Below are 15,512 nucleotides of genomic sequence, written 5' to 3'. Positions count from 1 at the left end.
TGCACCGATGTGGGAGGCTCTGACCTTCCTTGGTTTCACAGGCGGGCGCGTGCTCGAGCCGGGTTGCGGATCAGGTAACTTCATCGGCCATGCGCCCGCCAACGCCTACATGGTCGGTGTCGAACTTGACCCCACCACGGCCGCGATCGCCCAAGCTCTCTACCCGGACGATGAGATCCGCACTGAGAGCTACACTGAGACATCGCTAGGTGCTGACGGTTATTTCGATGCCGCAGTAGGAAACGTCCCCTTCGGAGACTCGCGCCCCTATGACAAGGTCTACAACCGGGGCAATCACACCATCCACAATTATTTCATCAACAAGGCCATTGCTCAGACCCGCCCCGGTGGTCTTGTCGCGTTCGTGACCTCCCACCACACGTTGGATGCGAAGAATCCGGGTTTTCGTCGCGAACTCTATGCCCGTGCCGATCTGGTAGGTGCTGTTCGACTGCCTACGGGTGCCCACCGGGCCACCGCCAACACTGACGTTGTCACCGACATCCTGATCTTGCGCCGGCGCGGTCAAGATGAAACACCGCAGCCCTTTACCTGGGAGTTTGCCAACGATGTCACCTACGGCGACAACACGATCCCTGTCAACGAGTATTTCACCCACCATCCCGGTCGTGTCCTTGGCTCCCCCAGTGCCAGCATCGGCCTGTATGGGGCAGTTGGCCTAACCGTCACGAATGACAGTCTGGACAGTCTTGGCAATCAGATTCGTAGCGCACTTAGTGGTGTGGTCCGTGAGGCCAAAGACAAAGGCCTGGTCTTTACAACTATCGAGCACTCTGACACGCCTGAGATCGTTATCGACAGTAACGAGATTGGTCGGGTAGCGGAAACACAACCAGAGGTGTTCACCGTGTTAACAGAGACAGGCGAACGCGAGCTACGGGTCCCGAAGAATGCGAGGAACGAGTTACGCACACTCCTCAATCTGCGTGATTTGACCCGCGAACTACTGGCAATCGAACAAGCCACCCTTGAAGATACACCTGAACTTGACCAAGCCCGAACGAATCTACGCACTGCATACGAAAGCTTTGTTGACCAGTACGGTTACCTCAACACGCAACGCGAAACCTGGCGCAAAAAGAAGACCGATACGGGCGAGGTTGAAGAAACACTATACTTGTCCGACCGGCCGGCCGTGCGAGCGTTCCGCAATGACCCATTTGCGGCGATCACGTTGGCCATCGAGGCCTACGATCAAGACGATCGTGTTGGCAAACCAGCCGGGCTACTACACCAGCGTCAGATCGGGGTGACTTTCACCCCGCTCGGTGCTGACACTCCTGAAGACGCCCTCGCCATCTCCATGGCTCAACATGGCCGGGTGGATCTGGACTATGTGGCCTACCTACTGGCAACGGATCATGATGAGATCCGCGAGCTACTTGGTGATCGCATCTTCGATACGCCCGAGGGGCCAGTGATACGCGCCGATTATCTTTCTGGTGATGTGCGCACCAAACTCGACCAAGCCCGCCAGTGGGTAACCGACGACCCAGAGCTCTACCAAGCCAACGTTACAGCCCTTGAAAAGGCTCAACCGGCAGATATTGCCCTAGCAGATATTGAGTTTGGTCTCGGAACTCCCTGGATCGGTGTGGAGTTACACCGAGAGTTCTTTGAACGCGAAGTCCTCGGAATCACGTGGGGAACCTCATTTGAATTAGTATACAACCCACTAACATCGCAGTGGGACGCAAACCTGCGCAATGCTGAACGTATTGAATCGACCTATCGACGGTGGGGAACCGAACGTCGCGGTGGAATCCGAGTGTTTGAGGCAGCTCTTAACCATTCTGATTTCATCGTCTATGATTCCGTCCCCACCCCTGACGGCGGCACGAAAAATGTTGTTAACTACGAGCAGTCCGCTCTTTTCGCGCAAAAGGGTGTGGAGATGCGCGAGGCTTTCGTTGAATGGATCTGGAAAGATGCCGGCCGCGTCGATCACCTCCAACACGTCTACAACGAACGATTTAACCGCATCGCTCCACGCGACTACTCCCACGACGGCGCTCAGCTTCACTTCCCTGGACTTGCAAGCTCCTTTACTCCCTATGACCACCAACGTGCGGCCGTGGCCCGCATGATCACCCAGCCCACCGTGGGCCTATTCCACGAAGTTGGAGCAGGAAAAACCATGGAGATGGTTATGGGTGCGATGGAGCTGCGTCGTCTTGGTCTGGCACGTAAGCCGATGGTGGTTGTCCCGAACCACATGCTCTTCCAGTTTGCCAATGAATGGCAGCAAGCCTACCCCAACGCCCGTGTCCTCATCGCCACCAAAGAAGACCTCGATAAAAAGGGCAGGGCAACGTTTTTCGCTAAGGCAACAGCAAATGAATGGGACGGCATCGTCATTACTGGAACCCAGTTCGAAGCACTTGGCCTCAAACCGGAAAATGACGCCGTTTACCTGAAGCAACAGATTGCCGATCTGAAAGAAGCGCTAGACTCATCCCAGACAAAGGATTATTCCGTGCGAAAACTGGAAGGCGTGTTGAGGAGAGCTGAAGCGGATTTAGCTAAGGCGCTCGACTCGAAGACCGATCCTGGATTGACTTTTGAAGATTTAGGCGTGGACTACCTCATCGTTGACGAGGCTCATCTGTATAAGAATCTGCGCGTCACCTCCCAGCTTAAGGGCATCAACACAGGCGACGGAGCAACCCGAGCAACGGATCTCCATAAAAAGATTGGTTGGCTACGTAGCAATAACCCTGATGGGAAAGTGCTCACCTTGGCTACAGCCACCCCGATTGCAAATTCGATCACCGAAGCCCACACCATGCTGCGTTACTTGCGCCCTGATTTGCTCGACACGGCAGGCATTAGCGCTTTTGATGCTTTCGCCTCAACCTTTACCCAGGAAGTGACGAAGACAGAAGCGGCACCCGGTGGCGGTTTTAGGCAAATGACACGCATTGCCAAGTTCCAAAACTTGCCAGAATTCTTAGCACTATGGTCAGTTGCAGCCGATGTGAAAACCGCTGATGAACTCAATTTGAAAGTTCCACTCCTCATGCGTAACGAGGAAGGACAGCGCCAAGCCGACGTTGTACGCATTGACTCAGGCCGCTCCATGGTCGAGTTCTCCCGTCAGATCGAGCAACGCTCCAAAGCCATCAGCGACGGTGCTGTTAGCCCGAGAGAGGACAACATGCTCCGCATCTCTACTCACGGCCGGCGTGCAGCTATCGACTTGCGTCTGGTGGGTATCCAACCTTCAGGCGACACGAAGATTGAGGCGGTCGCGGACAACATCATGGCCGTCTATGAGCGCACCAAAGACAACGAGTACCTCGACGCGCTTGGAGAGGTCTCCAACACGCGGGGCGGCCTACAAATCGTCTTCATCGATTTTTCCTCCCCCAACTCAGACGGGTGGAACGCCTATGATGGTCTCGTTGACGAGCTGGTTGCCCGAGGCATGGATCGATCCCAAATTGCGTTCATGCATGATGCCACCAACGATCGCGCCAAGGAAGCACTCTTCGCTCAGGCACGCAACGGCAGCATATCCGTTTTGATGGGCTCGACCCAGAAGATGGGGGTCGGAACCAACATCCAGTCCCGGGCTGTGGCCTTGCACCACGTTGATGCGCCATGGCGTCCGGCCGACATCGCGCAACGCGAGGGGCGCATTATTCGCCAGGGCAACCAAAACAGTGAAGTGGAAATCTTCCGCTATGTCACTGAACGTTCCTTTGATACCTACATGTGGCAAACGCTGGAGCGAAAGCAACACTTCATTAACCAGGTCATGGCCAACCGGGTCGGCAAACGTGTCGTCGACGATATCGGAGACACCGAGCTGTCTTACGCCCAAGTGAAAGCTGCCGCAACAGGTGATCCTCTAGTGATTGAGCGTGTCGAGGTCGAAGCAAACGTACAAAAATATCGTCGTCTCGAACGTGGATACCGGCGCGAGCAACAGTACAACAATTCATCAATTAGCACGCTGAAACGCCAAATCAGTAATTCGGAAACACTCATCGAATCATTCGAGAAAGCGTTTAGCGATATTCGCTCAACACGCGGGAACTTGTTTTCCATGACTATCAATAGCTTGGACATTGATGAGCGCGCCGAGGCAGCTAGCAGGCTCTCAACCGTCCTATCAACGGATCTACAAGATAATATCCATCTCGCCCGGCGCGGCCAGGATTACCGTGTCTGGGCCACACCACAAGTAACCCTCGGCGGAGTGGACCTCATCGTCAGCGCGGTAACGCCTGGAACGAAAACGAAAACCGAACGCGGCGTTAATATCGTTTTCTCCCCGAAACAGATCCCCAGCTGGCTCCACGAGCAGGTTAGCGTGACGATTCCGCTCACCGCTTTCGACGGAATTGGAGCGGTAACCCGGCTTGAAAACTTTGTTGAGTCCCTCGCCCATCGAGCCGAGGACGAACGCGCCAAGATTGAATCCGCTCGCGAGAGTATCGAAGCGGCCCAACTGGTGGTCAATACGCCGTTCAAATTCGCAGACGAACTCAAGGAAGCTACAGCTCGCCTTGAATACCTCGATGCGCACATCGCCGCTAACGACCTCGAACGCGACCTGACCGACGAGATCACCTGGCCTGAACACGCGACGTTCTTCCAAGGCATGGCCGCATGGCCTAGCCGTGGTACCTACGCCGACGCCGAAGGCGTCGATCTCGATGCCGTTGCGGCAGTTGCGACCTACCAAGGAGGAGATACCAGGTGGGAAGTGCTAGAGATAGGCGAAAGCGGACTTGTCTGGGGGCGCATCACTGACGAGGAGGGCACGCGCTATGACGAGTTCTCACTCAAAGACCTCGAGCAGGCCCCCGATCCCCTGTCTGCCCGCGGCGGCCTCACTCACCGCCCGTGGGTCAACCGTGTTGACCTGGCCAGCCCAGATCTGCCGGCCCAGCCCGTACCACACGACACTGATCCACGTGTCATGGCTCCCGTACAGCTGGAGGGCAAGACTCGCACGAGTCTGACCGAGCTGTCCTTGGGCATGGAAATGGCGACCTACTGTGATAGTGCGAACCCGCAAGATCAGGTCGAGCTTGTCTTCCTTGACCGCGAGCTCAATGAGGTGATTCCACCCGAGCTACGCTCGACCGAGCAGCTTGAGGGCACACATGCCTTCATCTATCGCGACCTTCCCCTCTCCACCGTGCAAGGCTCACTGATGGTCCCATACGCTCTCATCCTCGATGACAGCGATTGTAAGGACTTCTTGCGAGATGCCGGTTACGGCGACGCCGCTGTCTCACTGGAGCCACTGTGGCAGCGCCAAGCGCAGGCCGACCTTTCTCGCCACTTCGGCACATCCCTCTTCCTCAACGAGGTTGACGATGAACGCCTGGAGCGTTTCATGCACACCTACGGTATTTCGTACTCGCCAACCGTGGATTTACCTGGTGTGGACCGCTCTGACATCCGCAACGCGAACATTGACAACCTGCGCACGCACTATTCACAACCTGTCTATGCTGACCGTCCGCTACCACCCCAAGGGGGCTTTACACACAATGATGTTGACACAATTGTCAAACAGTGGGTTGACGGACGTGGAGATCCCGGTAACTTTGTTTCATACGATGCGAACGAGTTTGCCGACACCAGCGCCTATGAGGCTTGGCGAGACGTCGCCTCCCACGCCTTCGACCAATACGTTATTGATCAGCTAACACCTGACCAGTGGGACGGTCAAACACGTACCAGTGCCACCGTGGCAGGCGTTGAGATGGTCAAGGCGACCTACGGTGAAGATCGGCCAGCACGGGCGCACCTTGAATTCACCCGCACCGGTATCATCCCCATCGAAGAACCGGCCACCACTGCTACCGTGCTGTACTTCCTCTCCCCGCGCATGTCGGAGAAAATACCTGATCACTACCGCTCCACACAGCGGGCCGGGAACGCCTACGTCTACCAAGACCGGGCGGTATCCTCCCCCGATACACTGCGCGGGTCTGCTCTTGTAGTTGCAGCCTACATTGGACTAGATAAAGACGCTCAAGACCAAATCAGCCGCATACAAGGCACCGCCATCGCATTCCAGGCGACGGCGGGCACGGCCAAACCAGACGGGGAGGAAGAGCAGGCGGGAGTCAACACTGAATCCTTCCAAGCGGCCTTCGCCGCCAGATTCCGTACCCAGTTCGGTCCGGCCACCACCCAGCCTGCCACCACGCAACCCACTACTCTCGCTAGCGGCCCCCGCCAAGGGCGCACCACGCCCCGCGCCAAGCCCGACACCCCACATCGGTGATGGGCTGAAGAATAAGAACCAGGTGGCTCCCCTCAGTGCAGGGGAGCCACCTGAGCGGCGGGGCAAACGGATGCTTGCCGCTGAGGCCGCTGGTGTTGGCTTCGGTACGTTACTGGTCGTGGTTCTCGCCCTCGTCGACCGGCGCGGATTGGTTGCCGCGTTCTTTTTCGAGGCGGCGACGGCGCACAAGCGGCGGTTCTTTCACGCCCGCGTCGGCTAATTCTGCCTTAGCCCAGCCCGCAGAGATTGCCTCCTGGTAGGCGTCGGCAAGTTGTTCTTCTGCCATGGTCTGACGCGCGACCGCGTCGGCTAGGGCCTCGAGGGTCTTTGTCCGCTGTTCGAGGCTCTCGCGCAATGCGCGCATTTCGGTGGCATTGATACCCATCTTCTTCTCCATTTCCAGCCCGATCTTTTCAGGCTCACCCTTAATGTGTCTTGGCACGTGCACACCGCGGCAACGTCTGCCGATCCTCACCAGGCCAGTTGGCCACACTCTCGCGCGAGTAGCTTACCCACGAAGAACTGTGGCACGGCCCAGGGTACAAGCACGCCCATTTCTTTCGCTGCGCGGGTCAGCTAGGCTTGCTATCGAGTGAAAGGGAGCCTGATGGAGTTCACATACGATGATTACGGTGACACGGTGCTCTATGACGTCTTCTATGAAGCTGGCACCTACTACGGGGGCGTGCTTGTCGCGTTAAGCGATCAGGCCGAAGCCCGAGGCGACCACAGCCGCGTCCGCACACTACTTGACCAGCGGATTGCTTTGCGCCGCGAACGGGCAAGCGTTGACCCTGATGACCGTGACGCCCAAATCGCGTGCATCGAAAAATGGCACGCCCAGGCCCGCCACGCTCGCGAGAGTTTGTTTGTACAGAACGCCTCGTAATGGATGAGGCTGAACTACGTCGCCGGTGGATATCCCAGATCGCTCCGGATGTTTTCGCTGACGCGATCCACGTTCGCGAGCCTGTCACAATCTTTCTTGGCGGACAACCCGGCGCAGGCAAGACAGCCAGCCAAGGACATGTTGTGCGTCAAGTCAGTGGTGTTGTGCCAATTGTTGGCGACGACCTGCGCCAGTATCATCCCGATTACCAGCGGCTCGTGAACGATGACCCGCTACGAATGCCGCTGGTGACGGCTTCTGCCTCAGCGGCCTGGATCAAAATGAGCGTTGATCACGCTAACGCAAACGGTATTTCTTCACTGATTGAGGGAACGTGGCGCATGGCTTCGACTGTGCTCGATGAGGCGCAGCACGCAAGAGCGTTAGGACGTCACACGCATGCCATTGTCGTAGCGGTGCCACCAGCTTTGTCCCGGCTCGGCATTCTTAACCGGTATTACACTGACCGGGCACGCGGACTACCGGCGAGGTGGACACCGATCTCGGCGCACGATGTCACGGTTGCCAACTTGCCCGGTGTTGTGCGAGAGATTGTCGCCTCTGACGTGGTTGATCAGTTCACTGTGATGGATCGCGGCGGGCAGATTCTGTGGACGGGCTCTCCGAGCGGTGCAGGTAGTGAGGTGTTCGCTACTGAGTTCTATCGGGAGTTATCTGCACGAGAAGTGTGTCAGTATCGCGGGCAGGTTGAGGCGGTTGAGCGGGCGTACCTGGTGGTTAATGACTGTAATACTGAGGCCAAGGACTTGCTTGAAAGCGTCAAAGGATCATTCGGTCTGCTCGATCTTTGCGCGTCCGAGACGCAACGAGCATCAGCGTTTCGATCAACATTTGGCCCGGCGTCTATCCAATCCTCTCCGCAGGAGGCGACCGCGAGCATGACGAAGCACCTCAGGGCGCGCCGCCGCGATCCCGGTCAAGGATCCCGCTCCCGCTAGCACGAGCGGGGCGGCTGCCGTCCGCTCTCAGCGGTTCATCATGGGAAAACTTGAGGTGCACCGCGTACATTTCGAGTTGCCTCTTCCATCCAACCACCCATTAATGGCGGCGGGTAACGACGCCGGCGCGGCCGTCTTCGCGCTCATTTTCTTCAGCTTCGCGCACCCGTTCGACCTCACAGGCGACCACGGTTGTCTGTCTCTTGCTCACGCTTTTCTACCAGACAGCTCACTTACATCAACGCGATCACGCGCGTGAGGCCGGGGAACCTTGTGCTAAACCGTTCGGGCCGGCCGGCGTGCCAACGGCCACCGCCCGCCCCATCTTGGCCCACTTCCTCGCGGTCGGCGCGCCGGCGGCCGCGCGAATCGGAGCGGCCCTCGCCCGCACTGTGCTACGCGGCCCAAAACGAGGGGCCGCGTAGCAAGCTAGAGATTGGTCTGTACCAATTGCTTGGGTTCGGGTATACTCGAACCGTGGAGTCCCCGCTGTGCGGGGTCGCTGCGCTGGATGGGCGGCCGTCCGCAGCGGTCGGAAGGAGTGGCACATGGTCCGCTATCAGGAGACGACGACGGCGGAGGATCCGCGCCGATCGTTCACGTTGCGGATGCGCCAGTCCGATTATGATCGTTTGCTTTACAACGCGCGCCGGACTGGCGTGTCGATGTCGGAGTACCTCGTGCGAGGTCTCCAGCCTCCCGTCGAGCAGCTCGACCCGGAGACAATTCGTGAGATTTTGCGCGAGCTCAAGCACGCGAACCGGCAGATTGTTGGCGAGGCAACGAACATTAATCAGATCGCGCACTGGGCCAACGCGCATGAATCTTTCCCGGCTGAAGCGAGCGAACTGGCCCGACAGATCCGCGCGCAGATCAAAGAGATCAACACGGTACGTAGAAAGCTGGCGCGACTTTTATGATGCCCAACATTACTCGCGGCGGCGACACGAAGGGACTCGTGCGTTACTTGTTTGGCCCAGGTCGCGCCAACGAACACACCAACCAGCACATTGTGGCGGGCAGCTTTGACATCGCCCACCCTGATTTCTATGGTGGTCGGACGCTCTGCGATGCCGAGCAGGTCGACGTGGCACAGATGCTTGATCTGGACATGATCGAGAACGATGTCAACGTCTGGGGTAACCAAACGACGTGGGACTACGAGAAGAATGAGATGGTCACGCGCGGGCGCGGACCGGTGCACGTGTGGCACTGCTCGCTCACTCTTCACCCCGACGAGCCAGCGCTCACCGATGAGCAGTGGGCGCAGATCGCACAGGACTTCATGGACGAAATGGAGTTCACCGAAGCTAGTGGCCGCTCCCCCGCTCGATGGATCGCGGTACGACACGGGACGAACAAGGGCGGCGGCGACCACATTCACATCGTTGCCAACATCGTGCGCGAGGACGGCACGAAGGTCAATGTTTGGCGTGACTACAACCGAGCACAACGCGCCTGCAACACGCTCGAGCACAAGCACGGGCTCGCCGTTGTTGAATCGCGTGAGCATCAGCGCGGCGCGATTGGTGAAACACCAGCCGAGCAGCGCGCAGCCGCACGCGCCGGCCAGCCCATGACAGACAAGGGCATTTTGGAAGTGCGAATGCGTGCAGCACTCACCGTCGCCCAGTCCGAGGCTGACTATGTGCGAGAGCTACGCGCCCAAGGTGTCCTTGTTCGGCCGCGCTACGCACACGGCGGGCGCGACACGATCACCGGATACTCCGTGGCACTGCCCAATGATGAAGGCCGGGCAACCAAGTGGTACGGGGGCGGATGGATCGCACGCGACCTTCGCCTACCGTGGCTGAGAATGGGTTGGGCCGACACTCCCACACAGCGCATGGAAGCCGTAACCGCGTGGAACGGGCAGACCCCAACGTTAGATAATCATGTGGCCAACACTCGCGCAACATGGCGGGACATGGCCGACGCTGTGGAAGAAACCTTGGCACGAATGGACGCCGTCCCCATCGGCGACGATGAAGCCCTTAGCGCTGTGGCACATGAGGCTGCCGGCATGTTCAGCGCGCTGGCCGTGGCTCACGGTGAGGACGGGTGGAAGTTCGCCCGCGCAGCACGCGCCCTTGGGCGTACCGCACAGTACAAGACCCGCCCCAATTTGCGACGCGCAACGCCATCCCGAGCGCGTATCAACACTGGCCGCCTCCTAATGTCACGTCCGGTCCGGCCGCGCGGAGCGTGGGTATCCGAACAAGCCATGACCTCATCAATCCGCCTGGGTAAAGCCATGGTTGACTTACTGGACCTTCACCGTCAGAGCGTGACCGCTCGGCGTACACGCGCCGAGCTTGATGCGGCCCTGGCAAGTGTGAATGCCCCGATGCCCGAGGAAGCAGCGCTCGCCCAGAGTTTCCTGCGACAGTTCGGAGCCGTTCGCACCACGCCTTCACCCGCGTCAACGAATGAGACGAACTCGCGCCCGCGCGGCCGCCCACTGACACCACCTTCACGAGGAACGAGCCGATGACCCAACCCGACATGCCCACACAGCCAGCACCGCCTGAACTGTTTTACTCCAACGTTTATGACTGGGTTGAAGAATACCTTGTCTACTTCTACAAGCGTCCCATTGTGCCTTCGCGCATGGTGTGGTGCCCACAGTGGTGGAAACATATCGAAGCGGTCATCCGACTCGAGGCACTATGGCGAGCATGGGAAGCTATGCGCAAGCAAGACGCCATGACCGGACTAGCGAAGTGGACGATCGAGCTGTGCGACCCCACCATGGACCGCCTCCTCGACCCTGACGGCACCTTCAAAGGCTGCACCGACAAGCACCACAAATCCCGGCCAGCCGACGAGCTCCACCTACCCTTTGACCGGGCTCCGGATATTGCGCGCACTGATATGGTCTCCTAGGCTCAGAGAAACAATCGAGGAACTATGGATAATCGTCTACGAATTGTCACCAGCCGCCGATTTGGCACGCATTCTCCCCTTCGCTATCCAGGGGGAAAGGCGACCATGGCGGGATTCTTCGCTGATCTCATTGAGCGTCTCGGTGTGGATAATCCCACCTATGTTGAACCATATGCCGGCGGGGCAGGTGCCGGTGTTGCCCTCCTACGAGAGGGCATCATCGATCGATTAGTGATTAACGATATCGACTCGGCCGTCTACGCCTTTTGGCACTGCGTCAAACACCATACTAAGTGGCTCGTGGAACAAGTGCGCACCGTACCATTAACAATCGATGAGTGGAAACGCCAACGTGCTATCTATCAGGAAGAGGACGATACGGACCTACGCTCATTGGGACTAGCATTCTTTTATCTTAATCGGACGAATCGTTCTGGAATCCTAAACGCTGGGGCCATCGGAGGGCTGCAACAGCGCGGCACCTACCTTATCGATGCGCGGTTTAATAGGGAGACTCTGACTGATCGCATCACTGCTCTTGGCATGCTTTCTGACAGGATTACGCTTCACAACTTGGATGGGCGAGATGTCATTGAACGCTATGGAAAAGACTCCCAAGCCCTAATATACATCGACCCACCTTATGTTGCCGCTGGCGGATCGCTGTATTTGAATGCTTTTGACGGGCGTGATCACGAAGCCCTGGCTACCCATATACATCACATATCTCATGCGCACTGGCTACTGACCTACGACGATCATTCGCTCGTCCGGCATCTCTACCGTGATGATTTTATGGCTGATCTTGAAATCACGTACTCTGCTTCTAAGCCTGGAAAAGCAACAGAACTGCTGGTTGCCTCACCACACGTGGCACACGCAATTATGGCCTGCGACTTCCCTCCATCAGCATATGCTCAATGACGGGATATACTAGCGACCATGCCTGATGAATGTTTTCACTTGTCGGTTGCAGATTGTAATCGTGTGCGACGAGGTTAAACCATGTTACCGAACCTGGTCTTGATTCATTACCGCCCGCAATGTTGTTAACGTTAGCTCGGCATGGCCAGCTTTCCTCACGTGCTTTCTGTTGTACTACATGCATTAATGCTCGGAGCTGATTTGCATCACCACGCTCTTCTGTCGTCAGCGTTAACTTGAGTGTCGCTTCCAAAACAGCACGCATAAGCATCGTGGACGCAACCGAAAAGTCCCTCACATTGATTCTCTGAAGTTCAATGAACAGCGTCTGAACATTGCCCGGAACCTGTTCCCCGCGATACATGTCCTCCATCGCCGTCATATCGAGACGGCTATAGGTGTGGGGGTGGTTGCGCCCTTGCGATGCTGTCCCGTCCTGGCTACCTTGTCGGTTGTCCGGCCCCGTAGACTTGTTCGATGGCTCTTGCCGGGGACCCGACCGATCCACCGGACTCTCAGAATCTATCTCTTCATGTTGAGTATCTGACTGCTTCTGTACATGTGTACCATTAAGTTGTGCGATAAGTTGTTCACGTTCAGGCGTGCCACGTCTTAAGGCTAAGCTTCGCGTATTGAGTTCTTTAGATCGATATTTCGACAGTAGAATCTCCAACGCTACAAGCTTTTGTCCCGTCAGCGCCTCCCCCGCTTTTTCCGGGGATGGCTCAATGAGTCCATCACCGTTGAAAACGACACCAATTGCTTCTGCAATATCTCCTTTGTTGTAGGCATATTCAAACGATGACATTGTCAGATCTGCTGATGCTGCGTATGCACGAAGGGATGAATCTTTGAAGTTTGCGTGAGAGATAAACCGCCGTACCGATGCCATCTTTAACAGGCGCTTGAGGCCGCGCGCGTTAGGAAAACGTCTCCTTAAAACGCTGACATCGACCTCTTCATCAAGAAGCGAATAGTAAAAGGTTGCCTGCTGGTCACGGCTCCATCGCCGTTTCGACTCGCCGATGTGCATTCTTCCCAAATGGGGCAAAGCGCTCTCACGCGAGTCCATCACCATGACACGAATTGTCTTCGGCAGATTTCGCAACTCGTGTGCATGCTTTCTACGGAGCTTATTCAGCTCTTTATGATGGCTTTCCGGACTTACGAGCCCCTGAAGCGCTTTCAGAGCAGCAACTCGACGATTTCCCTCCAGTACAATAAACTCTCCGGCCTGCTTACCTTCTGTTTCGGCGGGAGTAACAAGTGGTAACTCATTATCCAAGTAACCATCGTGCGCAATTTGTTCGGCAAGCTCAAGAACGTTCTCTGATGCGAAAAGGTAACATAATGCATCTTCTTGTGAGGCCTGCACACTCGGAATACGGTAGTTCTCGAGATCAAGTAACACGCGGCTGAGCTCAACTTCTTTGATCGGTTGCACACAAGCCCCCTTTTTTGACGGATAAAAAAGATACGAACAGAATACCCCTCATCATCCATATTCACATCGAATTCTACCGTGTGCGCCGTTGATCTAAGCTCGTCGGATGCGAGGGAAGGTTTGAGAGGATATTGCTTCCTGACCGCGCATCCCCTGATGATGGTGGGAAGGATGCAGAGTGCAGTGCCTGTAGTCTCCCCCATTGAGATAACCCGTTATTGGTCAGGTTCCGTTCTTCTTCCATGCTCTGAATCCCAAGATGCTCATAGGCTTCCAGCAGGTGGGTTGCAAGCTGGTCGGTGTCAATCAGATCATCGTTATTCTCCGCAAGAACCACCTCAAACTGGTCGAGGCCCTTGTTCGCCAGCGCCACGCGCAGCAAGCTACGGGAGGCCTGGCTAAGCTCATCGAAGTGTTCGTTGACCAAGAACGTCACATCATAAAGGTCGCGTATGGTGTCGCGCCCCAAATAGGCTGCGGCTTTCAGCCGTGCGAGCGCATCGAGGCAGTACACCCGCACCCCGCCTACCACCGTCACGTCTTCCGGGTCGATGTTGCGCGTGCGGTAGGTGAAGCGTCCTGGGTTTAGTTCCGCTTCTTTTACGGCCCTGTGTTGATGGGCTGGGTGAGATAGTACTCGGTTTCTACTTCTTGTGGGGTGGCGTAGTCCAATGCTTCGTGAAGCCGCTTGGTGTTCCACCAATGCACCCACCGCAAGGTGGCCAGTTCGACTTCTCCGACCGATGTCCACGGGCCTTGGGCATGAATCAGTTCCGCCTTGTAGAGACCATTGACTGTTTCGGCTAGTGCATTGTCATAAGAATCGCCGACTGTTCCCACACTCGGGCGTATTCCTGATTCCGCTAGGGCGGTGGAATACTTCAGCGACACGTACTGGCTGCCCCGATCGCTGTGGTGAATCAGCTGGTTACCATGGATTCGTCCGGCAGTCGTTAATGCATGCTCCAAGGCCTCCATGGGCAGCGCATCGGTGCGCATCGTCGAGCGTGTAGCAACACCAACAATTTTTCGGCTGAAGACATCCACGACAAACGCGGTGTAGGCGAATCCTGACAGGGTACGAACGTATGTAATGTCGGCAACCCACAACCTGCCTGGCGCTTGTGCACGAAAGTTTCGCTGCACTAGGTCCGGGCGATGATCCGGTGTCTTCGGGCTAATCGTTGTCACGGGCGTTCGCCCACGTCTGCGGCCGGAAACACCTGCTAGCTTCATTAATCGGGCGGTCTTGTCGCGGCCGATATGAAAGCCTTCACGGTTCATCGCGTGCCACATTTTGCGGATGCCGTAGACCGAGAAATTCTGCGCATGCACACGCTGTATCTCTGGGATGAGAAGGCTATCGCTTAAGGCCCTTGCGCTGGGAACGCGTGTGGTGGCTTTGCGGTAGCCGCGTGAGGTGATGAATCCACGATCTGCTTGTTTGAGGACTCGGCAGATGGCCTCGACCCCAAACTGATCTTTGTACGCGTCGATGTAGGAGATCATTTGGTCGTGGGTCGGTCGAGTTCCGCTGCGAAAAAAGCCGAAGCAGTCTTAAGAATCCCGTTTGCTCGTTTCAGTTCGCGGTTTTCGCGGCGCAGACGCTTGAGCTCTTCTTCCATTGTTTCGCCACCTGAAGCGTCTGAGTCATCACGTACTGAAGCGCTGTCACGGTACCAAGCCCGCAACGTGTGGTGAGATACTCCAAGGAGCTCGCCGACCTCTGTGTAGGCGCATTGCAGTGAGCAGGACTCCAGGCGGACCATTTCGATGATCTGATGGACCGCCTTTTCCTTGAACTCGACGGAATACTTTCTAGGCATAGTTCAATCCTTCCTTAGCTGAGGTAGGAACTAAACCCAGGACGCTTCAAGGAGGTCTCAACCTTCAACGCATGATCCTGGTGGTATCGGATCATCACACGTTGGACGGTAGCGGTATCCTTCCTCACCGACGACTCATAGCCACGAGCCTGACAGAACCGTTCAACGAGTCTGACGGTGGAGACCTTGGGACGTAGCGCGTCAAAGTCCAGATCCTCACTGAACCTATCTAACCCATAGCATTTCATCAGCGCGGTACCGCCCTTGAGTACCAGATCGCTGTGCTCGCCAAGGTAGGACAAGAATTGAT

Annotated in this window: 12 protein-coding genes; 7 read left to right on the top strand and 5 right to left on the bottom strand. The window is 56.7% G+C overall.

Annotated elements, in window-relative coordinates; genetic code table 11:
* The first annotated feature begins 7 nt into the window (after positions 1 to 7).
* Positions 8 to 6,274, top strand: a complete 6,267-nt coding sequence (locus QPC17_RS00225; RefSeq protein ID WP_285347323.1) for a helicase-related protein — start codon at positions 8 to 10, stop codon at positions 6,272 to 6,274.
* 109 nt (positions 6,275 to 6,383) lie between these two features.
* On the opposite strand, the gene QPC17_RS00220 is transcribed toward QPC17_RS00225, so the two are convergent.
* Positions 6,384 to 6,671: a hypothetical protein gene (locus tag QPC17_RS00220; RefSeq protein WP_251769709.1), complete on the bottom strand. Its 288-nt coding sequence runs from the start codon at positions 6,669 to 6,671 to the stop codon at positions 6,384 to 6,386.
* A gap of 210 nt (positions 6,672 to 6,881) precedes the next feature.
* On the opposite strand from QPC17_RS00220, the gene QPC17_RS00215 reads away from it, so the two are divergent.
* From QPC17_RS00215 to QPC17_RS00190, 6 genes are all read left to right on the top strand, one after another.
* Positions 6,882 to 7,163: a hypothetical protein gene (locus tag QPC17_RS00215; RefSeq protein WP_285347322.1), complete on the top strand. Its 282-nt coding sequence runs from the start codon at positions 6,882 to 6,884 to the stop codon at positions 7,161 to 7,163.
* Positions 7,163 to 8,122, top strand: a complete 960-nt coding sequence (locus tag QPC17_RS00210) for a zeta toxin family protein (protein WP_285347321.1) — start codon at positions 7,163 to 7,165, stop codon at positions 8,120 to 8,122. The genes QPC17_RS00215 and QPC17_RS00210 overlap by 1 nt, the downstream gene beginning before the upstream one ends.
* 548 nt (positions 8,123 to 8,670) lie before the next feature.
* Positions 8,671 to 9,042, top strand: a complete 372-nt coding sequence (locus QPC17_RS00205) for a MobC family plasmid mobilization relaxosome protein (protein WP_285347320.1) — start codon at positions 8,671 to 8,673, stop codon at positions 9,040 to 9,042.
* On the top strand, positions 9,039 to 10,616 hold the full coding sequence (locus tag QPC17_RS00200; RefSeq protein WP_285347319.1) for a relaxase/mobilization nuclease domain-containing protein: 1,578 nt from the start codon (positions 9,039 to 9,041) through the stop codon (positions 10,614 to 10,616). Before QPC17_RS00205 ends, QPC17_RS00200 begins: the two co-directional genes overlap by 4 nt.
* Positions 10,613 to 11,008, top strand: coding sequence for a DUF4913 domain-containing protein (locus QPC17_RS00195; RefSeq protein ID WP_349018031.1), 396 nt, complete (start codon positions 10,613 to 10,615; stop codon positions 11,006 to 11,008). Before QPC17_RS00200 ends, QPC17_RS00195 begins: the two co-directional genes overlap by 4 nt.
* A 24-nt stretch (positions 11,009 to 11,032) precedes the next feature.
* Positions 11,033 to 11,932 (top strand): DNA adenine methylase, encoded by a 900-nt coding sequence (locus tag QPC17_RS00190; protein ID WP_251769784.1) that lies wholly within the window; start codon positions 11,033 to 11,035, stop codon positions 11,930 to 11,932.
* Here the strand turns inward: QPC17_RS00190 and QPC17_RS00185 are convergent.
* From QPC17_RS00185 to QPC17_RS09585, 4 genes are all read right to left on the bottom strand, one after another.
* A complete protein-coding gene (locus QPC17_RS00185; protein WP_285347318.1) occupies positions 11,892 to 13,376 on the bottom strand; it encodes a hypothetical protein in 1,485 nt (494 codons plus the stop codon). The two genes, QPC17_RS00190 and QPC17_RS00185, sit on opposite strands and share 41 nt — an antisense overlap.
* Before the next feature lie 73 nt (positions 13,377 to 13,449).
* Positions 13,450 to 13,890 (bottom strand): hypothetical protein, encoded by a 441-nt coding sequence (locus QPC17_RS00180; protein WP_285347317.1) that lies wholly within the window; start codon positions 13,888 to 13,890, stop codon positions 13,450 to 13,452.
* Positions 13,891 to 13,976: 86 nt separating this feature from the next.
* A protein-coding gene (locus QPC17_RS00175; protein WP_101923944.1) for an IS3 family transposase occupies positions 13,977 to 15,202 on the bottom strand; the annotation gives its coding sequence in 2 pieces (ribosomal slippage) (positions 13,977 to 14,923 and positions 14,923 to 15,202; 1,227 coding nt in all).
* Positions 15,203 to 15,216: 14 nt separating this feature from the next.
* Entirely contained in the window at positions 15,217 to 15,450 is a 234-nt protein-coding gene (locus QPC17_RS09585; protein WP_432049314.1) for a nucleotidyl transferase AbiEii/AbiGii toxin family protein, read from the bottom strand.
* Between the last annotated feature and the right edge of the window lie 62 nt (positions 15,451 to 15,512).

Origin of the sequence: Trueperella bernardiae, from assembly GCF_030246965.1 — a bacterium.
GTDB classification, from domain to species: Bacteria; Actinomycetota; Actinomycetes; order Actinomycetales; family Actinomycetaceae; genus Trueperella; species Trueperella bernardiae.
The sequence above is the reverse complement of the archived record's forward strand: the minus strand, read 5'-3'. Positions and strand labels throughout refer to the sequence as shown.

Excerpts from the sequence above, each read along its gene's own strand:
- QPC17_RS00225 (WP_285347323.1), top strand. The coding sequence starts at position 8 with ATGTGGGAGGCTCTGACCTTCCTTGGTTTCACAGGCGGGCGCGTGCTC.
- QPC17_RS00220 (WP_251769709.1), bottom strand. The coding sequence starts at position 6,671 with ATGGAGAAGAAGATGGGTATCAATGCCACCGAAATGCGCGCATTGCGC.
- QPC17_RS00215 (WP_285347322.1), top strand. The coding sequence starts at position 6,882 with ATGGAGTTCACATACGATGATTACGGTGACACGGTGCTCTATGACGTC.
- QPC17_RS00210 (WP_285347321.1), top strand. The coding sequence starts at position 7,163 with ATGGATGAGGCTGAACTACGTCGCCGGTGGATATCCCAGATCGCTCCG.
- QPC17_RS00205 (WP_285347320.1), top strand. The coding sequence starts at position 8,671 with ATGGTCCGCTATCAGGAGACGACGACGGCGGAGGATCCGCGCCGATCG.
- QPC17_RS00200 (WP_285347319.1), top strand. The coding sequence starts at position 9,039 with ATGATGCCCAACATTACTCGCGGCGGCGACACGAAGGGACTCGTGCGT.
- QPC17_RS00195 (WP_349018031.1), top strand. The coding sequence starts at position 10,613 with ATGACCCAACCCGACATGCCCACACAGCCAGCACCGCCTGAACTGTTT.
- QPC17_RS00190 (WP_251769784.1), top strand. The coding sequence starts at position 11,033 with ATGGATAATCGTCTACGAATTGTCACCAGCCGCCGATTTGGCACGCAT.
- QPC17_RS09585 (WP_432049314.1), bottom strand. The coding sequence starts at position 15,450 with ATGAAATGCTATGGGTTAGATAGGTTCAGTGAGGATCTGGACTTTGAC.